This is a genomic window from Micromonospora pallida, from assembly GCF_900090325.1.
In the GTDB taxonomy this organism is placed as follows: domain Bacteria; phylum Actinomycetota; class Actinomycetes; order Mycobacteriales; family Micromonosporaceae; genus Micromonospora; species Micromonospora pallida.
The window spans coordinates 6668409-6684341 of the sequence record NZ_FMHW01000002.1 but is presented as its reverse complement, the minus strand read 5'-3'; the positions used below and the strand labels follow the sequence as shown (position 1 = coordinate 6684341).

The window sequence follows — 15933 nt, the reverse complement described above, 5'->3', positions numbered from 1 at the left end:
CACCCCTCAGCCCGAGGAGGCCGCCGTGCCTGTGACCGTATTGGACCAGCACCCCACCGGGGTCTGCCGTCAGCCGGCAGCCCCGGGAGCAGCGCCGACCGTCCGGATCGGCGGCGCGGTCGCCTGCCCGGCCCCGCAGCGGGCCGACCGGACGACGTTCCCCGGCTGGAGGGAGGCCCGGTGACCACGTTCGGTTACGCCGAGCAACCGACGGGAGTGGCCCCGCCGCGCCAGTTCGACGACACCCAGAGTCCCGGGGAAAGCGACGAGGGCACGTCCAGACGGACGCGCAACCGACACCACCAGAACGAGCCACCGCCCCGCCCGGCACCGCCCGGCGGCAACGCGAAGCCGACCGGGGGCCGGGTCGCCGTGTCAGCCCGGCCGAGCATGCCGGCGCAGGGCCGCCGGCCCGGTGACGGGGAGCAGCCGGCCGACCCGGCGGCGGCCGAGACCGCAGTCATGCCGGCGGTCCCGGCGGCCGAGACCACGGTCATGCCGGCGGTCCCGGCCGCCGCCGCGCCGCCCGAGCCGCCCACCGCCCAGCCGAGCCGTCCGGATCCGTCCGACCCGGCGACCGAGGTGTGGGCACTGGTGGAGCGCGCCAAGGCCGGCGAGGCCGAGGCGTTCGGCCTGCTCTACGACCGGTACGTGGACACCGTCTTCCGGTTCGTCTACTTCCGGGTCGGCAACCGCCAGCTCGCCGAGGACCTGACCTCCGACACGTTCCTGCGGGCGCTCAAGCGGATCAGCAGTTTCACCTGGCAGGGCCGGGATCTCGGGGCATGGCTGGTGACGATCGCCCGCAACCTGGTCGCCGACCACTTCAAGTCCGGCCGGTACCGGCTGGAGGTGACCACCGGCGACGTCATGGATGCCGACCGCGAGGACCGTGGCCCCGAGGGGAGCCCGGAGTCGGCCGTGGTCGAGCACATCACCAACGTGGCCCTGCTGACCGCCGTCAAGCAGCTCAACCCGGAGCAGCAGGAGTGCATCGTGCTCCGCTTCCTCCAAGGGTTCTCGGTGGCCGAGACGGCGAAGGCGATGGGCAAGAACGAGGGAGCCATCAAGGCCCTCCAGTACCGTGCGGTACGCGCCCTGGCCCGCCTGCTACCAGACGGATTCCAGCCCTGATCCGGTCGTCGCTCCGGCACCGGCGGGCCACCCCGCCGGCAGACAGTGATGGTCGTCACTCGAGTTCATTTTCGCCATCCTCGGCCCGTAACCACGGCCCGTCACCGACCGTTTCTCCGGGTGCGACCAGCGCCCGCCTCGGCGAGATCCTCGATCCACGTGGCGGGCGACGCCGCCCGCCACGACTCCCGGCGGCCGGCGTCCCATCGACTCCCGCCATCGGCGGCAGCGGGGACCGCTCGGTCGTCGGCGACCCGCCGGCCACGGCGGTCGTCGGTGTCGACGAGACCCAGCCGGCCGACGGGTGACGACAGCGGCCGGACGACCGTGACCAGTGAGAGGAGATGCCTGCGGTGGACAGCAACCTCTTCTCCCGTCGGCGTGCCGAGCGTTTCGCCCAACTGCTCGACGAGGCCAACGGCGGTCGTCGGCACCACGTCCGCTCCCGGGTCGACGACCAACTGGGCGACCTGGTCGGTCTCGGCCGACAACTCGGCGCTGCCGCCCCGCCGGTCGACGTGGACGCGGACTTCCGTACCGGCCTGCGGGCGATGCTGGTGGCCACTGTGGAACGCGAGGGGGTCGGCGCGACAACGACCCCGACGACCGGGACCGAGCCGGCCGGTCGGCGCACAGCTGCCGGGGCGACGGCGCGGGGTCCGCTCCTGCCTTCGGTCACCGCCCGACGGGCCCGTGCCCGGTGCGCCATCCTGGTCGGGGTCGCCGCCGGTGCGGTGGCTGTCTCCGGGATCTCGGCGGCGAGCGAGAACGCCATCCCCGGTGACGCCCTGTACGGCATGAAGCGCTCCACCGAACGCGCCCAGCTCGCCCTGACCGGCTCCGACCTGAGCCGGGGGCAGCTCTTCCTGGACTTCGCCCGGACCCGGCTCGCCGAGGCGGACGCGATGCGGGAGGACCGCGCGGCCTTCGAGGCGATCCTCGACGACATGGACGAGGACACCCGGCAGGGTGTCCGGCTGCTGACCACCGCAGCGATGCAGCGCACCGACCCGGCCGGGCTGGACGCCGTCGACACCTTCGTCGCCGGCCAGCGCCGGGCGGTGGCCGAACTGCTCGACGGACTGTCCCGCGCCGAACGGGATCGCGTCCGCCACTCGCTGACCCTGCTGGACGCGGTGGAGCAGCGGTCCGACGCATTGCGGGTGGCGCTGACCTGCGGCACCACGCTGGCGGGAATGAACGACCCGCTCGGTCCGACCGCCGGCCCCTGCCCACCCCCGCGGACCGCTGACCGTCCGCCAGCCCGCCGCGCGCAGGCCGCAGACCGTCCGCCAGACCGCAACCCGCGTCGATCGCGACCGGCCTTGGCTACGCTCGCGGTTGGCCGGCGTCGTGCCGCTCGCGGCGGGACGCCGGGCCGGACCGGGCCGCCGCACACCGCGCCGGCCGGGCGTCGAGCGGAGGGAGTTCTGCGTGGCCCGGACCCGAAAGGTGACCGTCAGCACGGACGCGCACGGTCACACCGCAGGTTGGGCCCCCACCGACGCCGAGCCGCCCGCCCGTCCCGAGCCCGACCCGACCGCCGCAGCCTTCTTCGACGTCGACAACACGATGATGCAGGGCGCCTCGATCTACTGGTTCGCCCGGGGCCTCGCCGCCCGGAAGTACTTCACCACCGGCGACCTGGCCCGGTTCGCCTGGCAGCAGCTTCGGTTCCGGCTGCTCGCGACCGAGCACGCCGGGGACATGACGCACGCCAGGGAGGCCGCTCTCGCGTTCGTCGAGGGTTGGCGGGTCGACGACGTCGAACGGCTCACCGAGGAGATCTTCGACGAGCTGATGGCCCCACGCATCTGGGCCGGCACCCGGAAGCTGGCGCAGCGCCACCTCGACGACGGGATGCGGGTCTGGCTGGTCAGTGCCGCGCCGGTGGAGATCGGCCGGGTGATCGCCGCCCGGCTCGGCCTGACCGGGGCGGTCGGCACGGTGGCCGAGATCGTCGACGGCGTGTACACCGGACGGCTGGTGGGTGACCTGATGCACGGGCCGGCCAAGGCGGAGGCGATCACCCAGCTCGCCGCCGTGGAAGGGCTGCACCTGTCCCGCTGCGTCGCCTACAGCGACTCGGTCAACGACCTGCCGATGCTCTCGGCGGTCGGGCGGGCGGTCGCGGTCAACCCGGACGGGGTGTTGCTGCGTACCGCCCGGGAGCGGGGCTGGGAGGTGCGCGACTTCCGTACCGGCCGGCGGGCGGCCCGGATCGCCGTACCGTCGACGGCCGCCGTCGGATTGCTGGCCGGGGCGGTCAGCGCCGGGGTGGCCCTGCACCGCCGGCGGCGGCTGCGGTGACCCATCGGTGGCGGCAGCCGTGAAGTCTCCGGCGGTGGCAACCATGAACCCCCGGCGGCGGCAGCCGTGAACCTCCGGCGGTGGCGCGGGGCGGCACGGTTGCCGGGCGCGGCCCGGCGTTACCGTCCCGGGCTGGTCGGCCTCGCCGTGGCGGTCGCCGCCGGCACCGCGCTGGTCACGGTGCCGCAGGCCGGTCCCCGGACCGCCGACCCGGCCCCACCGCCCCGCCGCGTCACGCAGGAGTGGCCCGGGGCCGTACGACACGACCTGCCGGCCCGGCTCGCCGGCGGTACGGCGTACAGCCCGGTCTGGTTCCTCGACGCGGCCACCTCGATCGGCACCGCGCCCAGTTCCGACGGACGATACCTGCGCCTGCTGCGGCGGGCCGCTGACGGCGCGGTCCGGGAGCTTCGTCGGCTGCCCGCGACCGGGAGCCCGGAGTACGCGGGGTTCACCGGCTCCGGCGCGGTGCTGGCCTGGGCAGAGCTCACCACCGGCCGGGATGGCCGGGGGCACACCGAGCTGTGGACGGCGGAACCGGGCTCGGACCGGCCGGCCCGGCGGGTCACCACGGATGGCGGTGACGTCCTCTTCGCCAGCTCCCGGCACGACCTGGTGATCGGGTCGGGACGGCTGCACTGGGTGGCGGCGGCTCCCGGCGGGGCCCCGGCGACCGAGGTGCGCTCGGTGCCGCTGGCCGGCGGCCGGGTCGCGGTGCGGACCGAGCCGGGAGCCTGGACGCTGTCGGCGTGGCCGTGGCTGGTCAGCGCGGCAACCGGCGGCACCGGCCCGGTACGGCTGCGTAACCTCGTCGAGGGTACGGAGCGCACGGTGCCCGCCGGGCCGGACGAACTGCTCAGTTGCGGTCCGGTCTGGTGCCGGACGCTGCTGCCCGCCGGGGCGGGACCGGGCCGGCTGGACCTGCTCCGCCCGGACGGCCGGGACCGGCACCGGGTGGCCGGTGGCAACGTCAGCGCCGCGCTGGTGGACGTGGCGGTACGCGACCGGTTCGAGGTGCTCCGTCACACCGAGCCGTCGGCCCCGACCGACGGCACCACGCAGTTGCGGCTCTACGACGTCACCCGGCGGCGCACGCTGCTGGTGGCCGACGGGGTGGGGCTGGTGTTCTGCCGGGGCGACGTGCTCTGGTGGTCCACCGGCGGGCGTACGGTCACCGGCTGGCACGCCCTGGACCTGCGCACCCTGACCTGAGCCGGGGGCGGTGCCCCCGGGCCGGTCAGACGTTCACGTGGAAGTGCACCGCGAAGTAGCCGGCGTTCGCCGTGGAGTTGGATGCCTCCACGCCGACCCACCCGTGGAACGTCCCGTTGTCGCCGATCACCTGGAGTTGCGGCTTGCGGTGCGATCCGCCGGTGTAGCAGGTGCTCGACGTCAGGCAGGTGCACCAGTGCTCGTAGAAGTTCCGTCGGCCCGCTCCCGCGAGGTAGTAGCGGATCGGGGAGGATGTCGCGCCGTTCGGGCAGGACGAGCAGGTGGCGGTCGGCGGGCTGAGCCAGCTCAGGCAGTTGCCGTTGCACCGGGAGAACGACCGGAGGTCCATTCCGCTGGGGCCGGCGGCGCCGACGCTTCCGCTGTATCCGGCGTACCGGCCGGTGTACTGGGTCAGCGGGATGCTGCTGACCGGCGTGTACGCGTCGTTCGAGGCGGAGCTGCCGAAGCCCCAGCCGACGGTGACCCCGTAGTTGGAGCTGACGAAGTCGAGCCGGGCCAGGTCGCTGGCGGGCTCGCTGACCCGCCAGGTCTCCTGGACGTCCCCGCTCCAGGTGATGGTAATGGAGTCACCGGAGTTGGTGTACGTGCCGCTCAGGCTCTTCACCAGGCCACCGGGCTGGAACCCGGCGGCGGTCCGCACCTCGCAGTCGTGGCCGGCGCAGCCGGTCGTCCGGACACCCGAGCCGGCGGCCCCGACGACGGTGGCCCGGTTCCAGTACCAGAAGCTCTCGGTGACCGTGCCGTCGCCGAAGAAGTAGTAGGTCGCCAACCGGACCCAGACCGGACCGGTGGCGGGCGCGCCGGCCGCGGGGATGGCCCCGAGCGCGACGCTGTAGATGCGCCGCCCGCCGGGGTAGTCCACCGCCTGCGCGGGTGCGGGCAGGATGACCGCTCCCATGGTCAGTGCCAGCAGTGCGGCGGCGAGGTGCCGCCGGACGGTCCGCCATCGACTACCCATGTCAGTCCCCCTGTGGTCAAGTGGCCAGACACATCGTAACCGGTCGATACCGACCGGGTGGTCCCGCAGGACACCCGGGGCAGCCGCGCCGGGTCAGGGGCCGAACGGGTCGGGCCGGCGTTCCAGGAGTTCGTGCAGGGTCTGCTGGATGGTCTCCCGGACCTGGTCGGCGAGGTTGAACACGACCAGCGGGTCGTCGGCCGAGTCGGTCAGGTGCGCGGTGGGGATCGGCGGGCAGAACTCGATCAGCCACTTGCTCGGCAGCGGCACCAGGCCCAGCGGCCCGAGCCACGGGAAGGTCGGGGTGATCGGGAAGTAGGGAAGCTTGAGCAGGCGGGCGAGCGGCTTGATGTCGGCGAGCATCGGATAGGTCTCCTCGGCGCCGACGATGGCCACCGGAACGATCGGGGTGCCGGTGCGCAGCGCCGCCGAGACGAACCCGCCCCGGCCGAAGCGTTGCAGCTTGTACCGGTCGGCGTAGAGCTTGCCGATGCCCTTGAAGCCCTCGGGCCAGACGCCGACCAGCTCACCGTTGCGCAGCAGCCGCTCGGCGTCCGGGTTGCAGGCGACCGTGCCGCCGGACTTGCGGGCCACCTCGGAGACGACCGGCATCCGGAAGACCAGGTCGGCGCCGAGCAGCCGGAGGAACCGGTGCGCCGGGTGCCGGTCGTGCAGGGCGGCGGAGACGATCAGCGCGTCCAGCGCCACGGTGCCGGAGTGGTTGCCGACCACCAGGCCGGCCCCCTCGGCGGGTACGTGTTCCAGCCCGGTGATCTCGGTTCGGAACCAGTCCCGGTAGAGCAGGCGCAGCACCGGGTGGAAGAGCGCCTCGGTGAGTTCCGGGTCGAACCCGAACTCGTCGATCTCGTAGTCCCCGGCCAGCCGACGGCGCAGGAAGGCCAGGCCCTGGGCGACCCGGCGGTCCCACTGGTCGAGCGGGCCGTCCGGCACGGCGGGGGGTGCCGGGTGGTGACCGTTGCGGCGGGCGGGTCGGGCCAGGTCGGCGGCGTCCGGCGGATCGAACGGACGCCCCACCGTCGCGTCCCGCCCGGTCTCGTCCGGCCGGCTCACGACTGCTCCCGAACGGCTTCCCGGACCTGCCGGATACCGGCGAGGACGGCCTGCTCGGCGGCGGCGATCTGGTCGCGGGTCACCACCACGCCACCGTGGTGGGCGCGGATGAAGTCGTCGAAGGCGGCGGCGGTGGAGCGGGGGGTGAAGCCGTACTCCGCGACGAGCCGGCTGGTGTCGACCACCCGGCCGTGCACGAAGAGGTCGACCTGGTCGAGGCCGAGTCGGCCGTACCCGAGCGTACGGGCCAGTGCGATCGCCCCGGACAGCCCCGGTTCCAGCACCGGCACCTCGATCCGGCCGGCCCGGCGGATGGCCTGCGAGAGCGAGAGCACACCGGGACCGGCGACGTTGTAGGTGCCGGGGTGGTCCTCGACGACCGAGCGGTGCAGCACCTCCAGGGCGTCGTCGAAGTGGACGAACTGCAACCGGGGGTCCCGACCGAGGACGGTGGGGACGACCGGCTGGCGGAAGTACCGGGTGAGGGTCGTGTCGGCGGTGGAGCCGATGAACGGCGCGAAGCGCAGCACGGTCGCGGTGACGTCGGGACGGCGCCGGCGGAAGCCGCGGACGTACCCCTCGATGTCGAGGATGTCGCGGCCGAACCCGCCCCGGGGCAGCTCGCGCGGCTCGGTCTCCTCGGTGAACACCGCCGGGTCGCGGAAGGAAACCCCGTAGGCGGCGGTCGACGACCGGACGACGACCTTGCGCAGCCGGGGCGCACGCTGGCAGGCGGCGAGGAGCTGCATGGTGCCGATGACGTTCTGTTCCTTCATCGCCGCCCGTCCGCCCTGCTGCCGATCGGGGGCGGTGACCAGGGCCAGGTGGACCACCGCGTCGACCGCCAGGTCGGCGAGGAGGTCGCCGAGCGAGCCGGCGTCGACGTGCACCCGCTCGATCCGGTCGAGCAGGTCGGCCGGCTCCGCCGCGCCGGGCGGGTCGACGCCGATCACCCGGTCGATCCTCGGGTCGGCGGCGAGCCGGGCGGCGACGTGCGCGCCGAGGTAGCGGCCGACCCCGGTCACGACGACGACCCCCGGAGCACCCGAGGTGCCACCGGGGGTCATGTCGCGCACCCTGCCCGGCAGGCCGGATCATCGAGCCGGGACATCCACGGCCTTCTCATCTGAGCCTCCGAGGTCGACAGATGGCAAGTGGTACCGGTGCCGGGTCGCGCCCGGCGCCGGTCACTTGCCGAGACGGCGACGCTGGACGCGGGTCTTGCGCAGCAGCTTGCGGTGCTTCTTCTTAGCCATGCGCTTGCGGCGCTTCTTGACCACCGAGCCCATACGACAGCCTTTCGATGCAACGTGCGGGGCGGACCAGAGGCACCACGACATGGTGCTGGTACCGCTTGCGGACAACGGACCGGACCTGGTGGGTGGGCGTCGGGGCGCACCGCTGGGTGGTCACGGTCGGAACCAGGGTAGCCGGAGAGCGTCAGCAGGACCAACGCGCCCCCGTCGATGCTCGTCGTCACGTACCCCGCGGGCCGTCCGACACACCACCGTCGCAGGCCGCCGTACGCCACGTCCACCCCGCCGTACGCCGCGTCGGTCAGGCGGTCTCGGAGAACGCTCCGCGCAGGTACTCGTGCACCGCGTGTTCGGGCACCCGGAACGACCGTCCGACCCGCACCGCGGTCAACTCACCGCTGTGCACGAGCCGGTAGACCGTCATCTTCGACACCCGCATCACCGCCGCCACCTCGGCAACGGTGAGGAACTTGACCTCCGACAGCCGCCCGTCGGACTGCGACCCGGCCATGGCTCACCGACCCATCCCATGCCCAGCGCGGCCTGCGACGGGGTCCGTCCCGCCACGAGGGCAACGCGCGTGTTACCAGTACGGTAACGGGACGGCTGTGAACGGCGCGATCCCTTCGCGCATTTGATCTCGTGACGGTACCGCTTCCACCCCCGTTGAGCTGCACCGGAAGACGCTCGGTGGCTGACGGACGACGCCCGGTGGCGGTTGAGCTCAGGGAGAACGCCCGGTGCCTGTCGAACTCAGGGACGACGCCCGGTCCCTGTCGAACCGCGGCGGAGGACGCCCGGTGGCTCCGGTGGCGCCACCGGGGCCACCGGGCGGGCGCCCCGGGCCGCTTTGCGGACACGGGGCTCCGCACTGGGAGCGCACTCAGTGTCCCAGACCCGCCCGGCGGTCCGGGAGGTGGTCGATCATGAGCGTGGTCCGGTGCAGGGGCATCGGGTCGTACCTTCGCGGATGGCCCGCGTGGATGGCCGGGTCGCTCGGCCGCCACGGCGGGAAGAGTACGCCGTTCGGCTGTCCGGACTGCCGTTTGCGCCGGCTTACCGGGGGCTTCCCCTTACCTAGACTCCGGTCATGGCGCGTACCGGGCCTCGGCTCACCCCGCAGACGGTCGAGGTGCTGCGGCTGCTCCTCGCCGAGCCGGACCGGCCCCGGTACGGCCGGGACATCGCCCACCAGACCGAGCTGAAGACCGGCACGCTGCACCCGCTCCTGGCCCGGCTCGAGCTGGCCGGCTGGGTGGAGAGCTTCTGGGAGGACCCGGCGGCGCACGAGGTCCAGGGGCGGCCGCGCCGTCGGTACTACCGGCTCACCACCGACGGCGTACGGGCGGCCCGCTCGGCGGTCACCAACCCACCCGGTGACGACCCGGCCACCGCCGCGCCGACCACCCCGCGCCCCGAGCCCAACTGTTGACGTCCCGCTCCGTCAAGAGCCACCGGGCCACATTGGCGGTACCCGAAAGAAAACCTTCTAGATAGACTCGTCGATATCTAGCTAGATAGTTTTCAGGGGCGCCCGCTGACCGTCACATCGGCCAGGTACCGGCCGGTCGGCCGGTCAGCGGACCCCACCAGCCGTACGGCACGTCGACCCGCCGGGGAACGGGGGCGGTGGGTCGAGAGGGGGCGCCCGCCGGGCTCCACCGGAAGCCTCGCGCGACGCGGGCCATCAGAGGCCCGGTGCGGCGTGGGCCGGTGGAAGCCCGGTGTGCGGCGTGGGCCGGTGGAAGCCCGGTGTGCGGCGTGGGCCACCGGAAGCCCGGCCGGCGGAGGCTCGGCCGGCGGAGGCTCGGCCGGCGTGGCCCGGGCGGCGTGGCCCGGGCGGCGTGGCCCGGGCGGCGTGGCCCGGGCGGCGTGGGCCGGCGGAGGCTCGGCCGGCGTGGGCCGGCGGACAAGGGGTCTCCGCCGGCCCACGCCGGGCGGCCGATCCGGCAGAGCAGAGGGGTCACTCACTCCGGGAGAGCAGGGCCGGTCACTTCCGGGAAGCGGGGGCGGTCACTTCCGGGAGAGCAGGGCGCGACCGAAGAAGGCGAGGTTGGCCGGACGCTCGGCGAGGCGCCGCATGAGGTAGCCGTACCACTGGTCGCCGTACGGCACGTACGTCCGCACGGTGAAGCCGGCGGCGACCAGCCGGGCCTGCTCCTCCGGCCGGATGCCGTAGAGCATCTGGAACTCGAAGGCGCCCGGACCCCGGTCGAACCAGCGCGCCCGGTCCTCGCCGATCGCGATCAGACGGGGATCGTGGGTGGCGAGCATGGGGTAGCCCTCGCCGGACATCAGCACGTTCATGCAGCGCACGTAGGAGCGGTCAACGTCGCGGGCCGACTGGTACGCGACCGACTCCGGCTCCCGGTACGCGCCCTTGCAGAGCCGGACCCGGGAGCCGGCGGTGGCCAGGTCCCGGCAGTCCGCCTCGGTCCGCCGCAGGTACGCCTGGAGCACCGCCCCGGTGCGCGGGTGGTCCTTCCGGAGCTTGGCGAGGATGTCCAGCGTCGAGTCGGTGGTGGTGTGGTCCTCCATGTCCAGGGTCACCGTGGTGCCCGCCTCGTCGGCGGCGACGCAGATGGCCCGCGCGTTGTCGAAGGCGAGCTGCTCGTCGAACTTCTGACCGAGGGCGGAGAGCTTCACGCTCACCTCGGCGGCCGGGGTGAGCCCGGCGTCGCGCAACGCCCGCAGCAGGGCGAGGTACTCCTCCCGGGTGGCGATGGCCTGCTCGGGGTTGACGGTGTCCTCGCCCAGGTAGTCGAGGGTGACAGTGCAGCCATCGGCGACGAGTTCGCGGGTCGCGCGCAACGCGTCGTCGGTGCCGGAGCCGGCGACGAACCGGCGGACGACGTCCCGGGTGTAGGGGGCCGTCTCGACGAGCCGCTCGACCCGGGATGACCGGGCAGCGGCGAGGATGACCGAACGGAGCATGAGCCGAGCGTAACGCCCGGGACGGGAACCCCGCCCGCCCAGCGGCCACCTCCATACTGGTCCGATTCGCCCTGAATAGTCGACGGGAAAAGCGATGACCAGGGCCATTTCCCTGCCGACCGGGGGACGACGTGCTGGCAACCATGGGCTACAACGAACGGGTGGAAACTCGCACCCCTCGCCGACTCCGGTCGACCACCGTGCAACTCGGCGCGCTCACCGTGCTCGCGCTGGCCCTCTCCGGCTGCAACATGACCTCGGACGACGACGATGACGACTGCGCCCTCGGCCCGACCGGCGGAGGCGGCACCGTGGCGTTGGCGTTCCAGGAGCCGGTAGCGACCAGCAACGTCGCCGCCCCGGAGCCGGCCTCGGCGGCCGTCCCGGAACGCGGCGGTTTCGGCACCCACCTGGCCGACTGCGGCGGCTGACGTGCGTCGGGAGACCCGGGAGCCGCGACCCGGCTGGCAGGCGAGCATCCGCGAGCAGGGGCTGGTCTACGCCGAGACCGAGCTGCCCGACGGCGAACTCATGTCGTACTGGGACGAGACCGCCGCGTACGCCTTCGACCTGGACGAGGTGCTCCGGCTGGAGGAGGCGACCGAGGAACTGCACCGGATGTCGGTCGCCGCCGCCGAGTACGTGGTGGCCCGCAACCGGTACGCCGACTTCGGCATCCCGGCGTGGGCCGCCGAGGCGGTGGCCCGGTCGCTGCGGGAACAGCCGCCCAGTCTCTACGGCCGGTTCGACCTCTGGTACGACGGCTCCTGGCCACCGAAGATGCTGGAGTACAACGCCGACACCCCCACCTCGCTGGTCGAGGCGGGCATCATCCAGTGGTACTGGCTGGAGCAGACCCGGCCCGACCTGGACCAGTGGAACAGCCTGCACGAGCGGCTGGTCGCAGCCTGGCACCGGATCGGCCGGGAGCTGCACGACCCGGCCGTGCACGTGTTCTGGTCGCGGGAGGAGGACTCCGGCGAGGACCAGATCACCGCGGGGTACATCGCCGAGTGCGCCCGGCAGGCCGGGCTCAAGGCGGAGCTGATGCCGATCCAGGAGATCGGCTGGGACGGTCGCCGGTTCGTCGACCGGCACGACCGGCCGATCACCACCTGTTTCAAGCTCTACCCCTGGGAGTGGATGGTCGCCGAGTCGTACGGGCGCCTCGCCCTGCAACCGGGCACCCCGACCACCTGGATCGAGCCGGCCTGGAAGCTGCTGCTGTCCAACAAGGCGCTGCTGGCCGTCCTCTGGGAGCTGTACCCCGGGCACGAACTGCTACTTCCGGCGTACCTCGACTCACCTCGGGGGATGTCCGAGTACGTGGTGAAGCCGCTGCTCGGCCGGGAGGGCGCGTCGGTCCGGATCGTCACCGCCGGGGGCACCGAGATCAGTAACCCGGGCATCTACGGCGACGAGGGTTGGTGCTATCAGGAGTTCCGGGCCCTACCGGAGTTCGCCGGCAACCGGGTGGTGCTGGGTAGCTGGATCGTCGACGGCGAATCGGCCGGCGCGGGCATCCGCGAGAGCGAGAACCTGATCACCGACGGATACGCCCGGTTCCTGCCGCACTACATCGATGCGCCACGGACCTGACGAGTCGTCTACCGTTGGTGTGTGAACTTCGACGCGTACGCCCGGAATGGGGTTGACCTCGTCAACGCCCGCCTGGACGACCTCGACGATCTCCGGTCCCTGCTCCCCGCCGCGGACGCGGGGCTGCGCGAGGAGATCACGGAACGGGATCTGGCGACCTTCCGGCGGGCGCGGAAACGGCTGCGCGGCGTCTTCGAGTACGGTGCCTCGGCCCGCGACGCCGAGGCGGTCGCCGAGCTGAACGCCCTGCTGGAGGCGTATCCGGTGCACCCGCACATCTCCGGGCACGACTCCAGCGACTGGCACATGCACCCGGCGAGCCGGGGCGCCTCGATCGCGGTCGACTACCTGGCCGGCGCGGTCTGGGGGCTCGCGGTCTGGCTCTGCGAGTACGGCAGCGCCCGGTTCGGGGTCTGCGCGGACGAACGGTGCGGCAACGTCTACCTGGACACCTCGTCCAACTGTTGCCGCCGGTTCTGCTCGGAACGCTGCGCCACCCGGTCGCACGTGGCCGCCCACCGAGCCCGCAAACGCGCCGCCACCGCGGACACCCCCTGACCTCCGTGAGCTGACCGCCTCCCACCCCTGCGGCGTTGCGGTCACCGCAGGAGGCGGTGCCGGTCAGGCGCAGGAGGCGGTGCCGGTCAGGCGCAGGAGGCGGTGCCGGTCAGGCGCAGGAGGCGGTGCCGGTCAGGCGCAGGAGGCGGTGCCGGTCAGGCACGGCCCGGCCGGTGGTCAGGCGTCGACTGGGGACGGGGCGGCGAGGTGCTGGCGGGCGAAGTCGAGGGCGGCGCGCAGGTCGGCCTCGCGCACCGCGCGGCTCTTCGCGCCCCGGGTCGCCACCTCGACGGCCACCGAGCCGGTGAAGCCCCGACCGGCCAGCGACGAGAGCAGCTCGGCGCAGGGCTGGGTGCCCCGACCCGGCACCAGGTGCTCGTCGCGTCCCTCGCCGGTGCCGTCGCCGAGGTGGACGTGGGCCAACTGGTCCCCCATCCGGTCGGCCATCGCCAGCGCGTCCGTGTGCGAGGCGGCACAGTGCGACAGGTCGAGGGTGTACGCGTCGTACCCGGTGTCGGTCGGATCCCAACCGGGGACGTACGGGACGAACTGCCGCCCTGCCATCCGCACCGGGTACATGTTCTCCACCGCGAAGCGCAGCCCGCCGTGCCGCCGACCGACCTCGGCCAGGCCGTCGGCGAAGTTCCGGGCGTAGTCGCGCTGCCAGGTGAAGGGCGGGTGGACGACCACGGTCGGAGCCTCCAGCGTCTCGGCCAGCTCCGCCGCCTTGCGCAGCCGCTCCCATGGGTCGGCGCTCCACACCCGCTGGGTGACCAGCAGGCAGGGCGCGTGCACCGACAGCACCGGCACGCCGTAGTGCGCGGCGAGACCGCGCAGCGCGCCGGCGTCCTGGCTGACGGCGTCCGTCCAGACCATGACCTCGACGCCGTCGTAGCCGAGCGCCGCGGCCATCTGGAACGCCGCCGCGGTCGGCTCGGGGAAGACGGAGGAGCTGGATAGGAGCACCGGGACGCGGGGAGTCACCCGACCAGGGTAACCCGCATCGATGCGGGCATCATGACGAGCGCTCCCAAACCCCCCGTACCCTCCGGATCCGGATCACACCGGCCCGAGCTGGTCCAGCCGGCGGAGGATGACCCCTTCCCGCAGCGCCCAGGGGCAGATGTCCAGGGCCTCGACGTCCAACCGGCGCAGCACCGCCTCGGCCACCACCGCCCCGGCCAGGAGCTGGTGCGACCGGCCGGCGCTGACGCCCTCCACGCCGACGAGCTGGGCGGGCGGGATGTGCCGGATGAAGGTGAGCACCTGCCGCAGCCCGGTGCGGGTGAGTTGGCGGGGTGCCCAGAGACCGGCGCTGGACGGGGCCGCGCCGGCCAGCCGGGCCAGCGTCCGGAACGTCTTGGACGTGGCGACCGGTCGTTCCCAGCCGACCCGGGTCATCTGCTCGACCACCCGGTCGAGCGACTTCTCCACGTACTGCCGCAGGTCGTCGACGACCTCGGCCGGGGGCGGGGTGGCGGTGGTGGGGTCCACCCCGAGCCGCTCCCGGGTCAGCCGGCCCGCGCCGAGCGGCAGCGACACCGCGACGTCGGGGTCCTCGTCGATGCCGGCGGCCACCTCGAGCGAGCCGCCGCCGATATCCAGCACCAGCAGCCGGCCGGCCGACCAGCCGAACCAGCGCCGCACCGCCAGGAAGGTCAGCCGCGCCTCGTCCGCCCCGGACAACACCTCCAGCCGTACGCCGCTCTCGTCCCGGACCCGGGCCAGCACCTCGGTGGCGTTCGTGGCGTCTCGGACGGCGGAGGTGGCGAAGGCGATCAGGTCGTTGGTGCCCAGGTCGACGGCCGACTTCCGCGCCGTGCTCACCGCCTCGACCAGCGCGTCCGCGCCGGCCCGGGTCAGCGCGCCGTCCGGGCCGATCTGCTCGGCGAGGCGGAGCACCGCCTTCTCGGAGTGTGCCGGCCACGGGTGCGCGCCGTGGTGCGCGTCCACCACCAGCAGGTGCACCGTGTTGGAACCGACGTCGAGGACACCAAGTCGCATGGTGAAGACCCTAGAGCCCGCCCGCTCCCCCGGCTCGCCTGCCGGAGGGCGACACCGGGCGTAGGCTGGCCGGATGGAGATCCGAGTGCTGGTGGACGACCCGACGGACCCCCGCAGCCGGGAGGTCCCGCTGGAGTTCCCCCGCGAGTGGATCGAGTTCGTCGACCCGGCCGACGACCGGCACGTCGTCCGCGCGGACCTGACCTGGCTGCTCTCCCGGTGGACGTGCGTCTTCGGCCGGGGCTGTCACGGCATCGTGGCCGGCCGGGCCGCGGACGGGTGCTGCTCGCACGGCGCCTTCTTCACCGACTCCGACGACGAGAGGCGGGTCCGGGCCGCCGCGAAGCGGCTGACGCCGCAGACCTGGCAGCACCACCGGCGCGGGTTCAAGAACTGGACCGAGATGGACACCGTCGACGGCAAGACCCCGGCCCGGCGGACCGCCACCCAGAGCGTCGACGGTCCGTGCCTCTTCCTCAACGACGCCAACTTCCCCGCCGGGGGCGGGTGCGCGTTGCACGCCCAGGCGCTGCGGGACGGGGTGCACCCGCTGGAGTACAAGCCGGACGTCTGCTGGCAGTTGCCGATCCGCCGGGACCAGGAGTGGAGCAAGCGGCCGGACAACACCAAGGTGCTGGTCACCACGCTGGCCGAGTTCGACCGCCGGGGCTGGGGCGCGGGCGGACACGACCTGGACTGGTGGTGCACCTCGTCGCCGGAGGCGCACGTCGGCGGCGAGCCGATGTACCTGTCGTACGGGCCGGAGCTGACCGCGCTGATCGGCGAGCCCGCGTACACGAAACTCGCCGAGCTCTGCGCGGCCCGCCACCGGCAGGGCCTGGTCGCCCCCCACCCGGCCAGCCCGGCCTGACCCAC

Annotated in this window: 18 protein-coding genes and 1 pseudogene; 10 read left to right on the top strand and 9 right to left on the bottom strand. The window is 73.3% G+C overall.

All coding sequences use genetic code 11. The features are described 5' to 3' along the window. Positions 1–25 precede the first annotated feature (25 nt). Positions 26–184 (top strand): hypothetical protein, encoded by a 159-nt coding sequence (locus GA0074692_RS35070; RefSeq protein WP_176738619.1) that lies wholly within the window; start codon positions 26–28, stop codon positions 182–184. Then, on the top strand, positions 181–1134 hold the full coding sequence (locus GA0074692_RS28525) for an ECF subfamily RNA polymerase sigma factor, BldN family (protein WP_091649853.1): 954 nt from the start codon (positions 181–183) through the stop codon (positions 1132–1134). The genes GA0074692_RS35070 and GA0074692_RS28525 overlap by 4 nt, the downstream gene beginning before the upstream one ends. Before the next feature lie 101 nt (positions 1135–1235). Here the strand turns inward: GA0074692_RS28525 and GA0074692_RS34310 are convergent, their stop codons facing one another. Next, positions 1236–1595, bottom strand: a complete 360-nt coding sequence (locus GA0074692_RS34310) for a hypothetical protein (RefSeq protein WP_141725430.1) — start codon at positions 1593–1595, stop codon at positions 1236–1238. Here GA0074692_RS34310 and GA0074692_RS36280 point away from each other — a divergent pair. The 3 genes and pseudogenes from GA0074692_RS36280 to GA0074692_RS28510 all read left to right on the top strand — a co-directional run. Next, a pseudogene (locus tag GA0074692_RS36280) lies at positions 1488–2378 on the top strand (DUF5667 domain-containing protein); the annotation flags it as partial. The gene GA0074692_RS34310 and the pseudogene GA0074692_RS36280 overlap by 108 nt on opposite strands. Positions 2379–2487: 109 nt before the next feature. Further along, positions 2488–3444, top strand: a complete 957-nt coding sequence (locus tag GA0074692_RS28515) for an HAD family hydrolase (RefSeq protein WP_425413407.1) — start codon at positions 2488–2490, stop codon at positions 3442–3444. A 66-nt stretch (positions 3445–3510) separates the two neighbouring features. Beyond that, on the top strand, positions 3511–4656 hold the full coding sequence (locus GA0074692_RS28510) for a hypothetical protein (protein WP_091649846.1): 1146 nt from the start codon (positions 3511–3513) through the stop codon (positions 4654–4656). Positions 4657–4681: 25 nt separating this feature from the next. On the opposite strand, the gene GA0074692_RS28505 is transcribed toward GA0074692_RS28510, so the two are convergent. The 5 genes from GA0074692_RS28505 to GA0074692_RS28485 form a co-directional block, all read right to left on the bottom strand. Continuing rightward, a complete protein-coding gene (locus GA0074692_RS28505; protein ID WP_091649842.1) occupies positions 4682–5635 on the bottom strand; it encodes a hypothetical protein in 954 nt (317 codons plus the stop codon). 93 nt (positions 5636–5728) lie between these two features. Continuing rightward, entirely contained in the window at positions 5729–6634 is a 906-nt protein-coding gene (locus tag GA0074692_RS28500; RefSeq protein ID WP_425413406.1) for a lysophospholipid acyltransferase family protein, read from the bottom strand. A 68-nt stretch (positions 6635–6702) separates the two neighbouring features. After that, a complete protein-coding gene (locus GA0074692_RS28495) occupies positions 6703–7773 on the bottom strand; it encodes an NAD-dependent epimerase/dehydratase family protein (protein WP_091649838.1) in 1071 nt (356 codons plus the stop codon). Positions 7774–7893: 120 nt separating this feature from the next. Beyond that, positions 7894–7995 (bottom strand): 30S ribosomal protein bS22, encoded by a 102-nt coding sequence (locus GA0074692_RS28490; RefSeq protein ID WP_007465623.1) that lies wholly within the window; start codon positions 7993–7995, stop codon positions 7894–7896. A gap of 268 nt (positions 7996–8263) precedes the next feature. Continuing rightward, on the bottom strand, positions 8264–8473 hold the full coding sequence (locus tag GA0074692_RS28485) for a helix-turn-helix domain-containing protein (RefSeq protein ID WP_088981934.1): 210 nt from the start codon (positions 8471–8473) through the stop codon (positions 8264–8266). Between the two features lie 579 nt (positions 8474–9052). Here GA0074692_RS28485 and GA0074692_RS28480 point away from each other — a divergent pair. Next, entirely contained in the window at positions 9053–9394 is a 342-nt protein-coding gene (locus GA0074692_RS28480) for a PadR family transcriptional regulator (RefSeq protein WP_091649835.1), read from the top strand. 581 nt (positions 9395–9975) lie between these two features. Here the strand turns inward: GA0074692_RS28480 and GA0074692_RS28475 are convergent. Continuing rightward, positions 9976–10896, bottom strand: a complete 921-nt coding sequence (locus GA0074692_RS28475) for a proline dehydrogenase family protein (RefSeq protein WP_091649831.1) — start codon at positions 10894–10896, stop codon at positions 9976–9978. 161 nt (positions 10897–11057) lie between these two features. Between GA0074692_RS28475 and GA0074692_RS28470 the strand changes: the two genes are divergently transcribed. From GA0074692_RS28470 to GA0074692_RS28460, 3 genes are read left to right on the top strand one after another with little or no spacing between them, the layout of a single operon-like run. Continuing rightward, positions 11058–11327 carry a hypothetical protein gene (locus tag GA0074692_RS28470; RefSeq protein ID WP_245730495.1) on the top strand — a complete coding sequence of 90 codons (270 nt, stop codon included), beginning with the start codon at positions 11058–11060 and terminating at the stop codon, positions 11325–11327. A 1-nt stretch (position 11328) separates the two neighbouring features. Further along, positions 11329–12495, top strand: a complete 1167-nt coding sequence (locus tag GA0074692_RS28465) for a glutathionylspermidine synthase family protein (protein ID WP_091649827.1) — start codon at positions 11329–11331, stop codon at positions 12493–12495. 21 nt (positions 12496–12516) lie between these two features. Next, complete coding sequence (locus GA0074692_RS28460) at positions 12517–13053, top strand: CGNR zinc finger domain-containing protein (RefSeq protein WP_091649824.1); 537 nt, start codon at positions 12517–12519, stop codon at positions 13051–13053. A 177-nt stretch (positions 13054–13230) separates the two neighbouring features. Here GA0074692_RS28460 and GA0074692_RS28455 read toward each other — a convergent pair whose 3' ends face one another. Continuing rightward, positions 13231–14037, bottom strand: coding sequence for a sugar phosphate isomerase/epimerase family protein (locus GA0074692_RS28455; RefSeq protein ID WP_176738618.1), 807 nt, complete (start codon positions 14035–14037; stop codon positions 13231–13233). Between the two features lie 75 nt (positions 14038–14112). Next, the gene (locus GA0074692_RS28450) at positions 14113–15057 is read right to left on the bottom strand and encodes a Ppx/GppA phosphatase family protein (protein WP_091649819.1); all 945 of its coding nucleotides are present in this window, start codon (positions 15055–15057) and stop codon (positions 14113–14115) included. Positions 15058–15130: 73 nt separating this feature from the next. Between GA0074692_RS28450 and GA0074692_RS28445 the strand changes: the two genes are divergently transcribed. Then, positions 15131–15928 (top strand): DUF3109 family protein, encoded by a 798-nt coding sequence (locus GA0074692_RS28445; protein ID WP_091649815.1) that lies wholly within the window; start codon positions 15131–15133, stop codon positions 15926–15928. Positions 15929–15933: the final 5 nt, after the last annotated feature.

Excerpts from the sequence above, each read along its gene's own strand:
- GA0074692_RS28495 (WP_091649838.1), bottom strand. The coding sequence starts at position 7,773 with ATGACCCCCGGTGGCACCTCGGGTGCTCCGGGGGTCGTCGTCGTGACC.
- GA0074692_RS28485 (WP_088981934.1), bottom strand. The coding sequence starts at position 8,473 with ATGGCCGGGTCGCAGTCCGACGGGCGGCTGTCGGAGGTCAAGTTCCTC.
- GA0074692_RS28505 (WP_091649842.1), bottom strand. The coding sequence starts at position 5,635 with ATGGGTAGTCGATGGCGGACCGTCCGGCGGCACCTCGCCGCCGCACTG.
- GA0074692_RS28490 (WP_007465623.1), bottom strand. The coding sequence starts at position 7,995 with ATGGGCTCGGTGGTCAAGAAGCGCCGCAAGCGCATGGCTAAGAAGAAG.
- GA0074692_RS28475 (WP_091649831.1), bottom strand. The coding sequence starts at position 10,896 with ATGCTCCGTTCGGTCATCCTCGCCGCTGCCCGGTCATCCCGGGTCGAG.
- GA0074692_RS28450 (WP_091649819.1), bottom strand. The coding sequence starts at position 15,057 with ATGCGACTTGGTGTCCTCGACGTCGGTTCCAACACGGTGCACCTGCTG.
- GA0074692_RS28480 (WP_091649835.1), top strand. The coding sequence starts at position 9,053 with ATGGCGCGTACCGGGCCTCGGCTCACCCCGCAGACGGTCGAGGTGCTG.
- GA0074692_RS28445 (WP_091649815.1), top strand. The coding sequence starts at position 15,131 with ATGGAGATCCGAGTGCTGGTGGACGACCCGACGGACCCCCGCAGCCGG.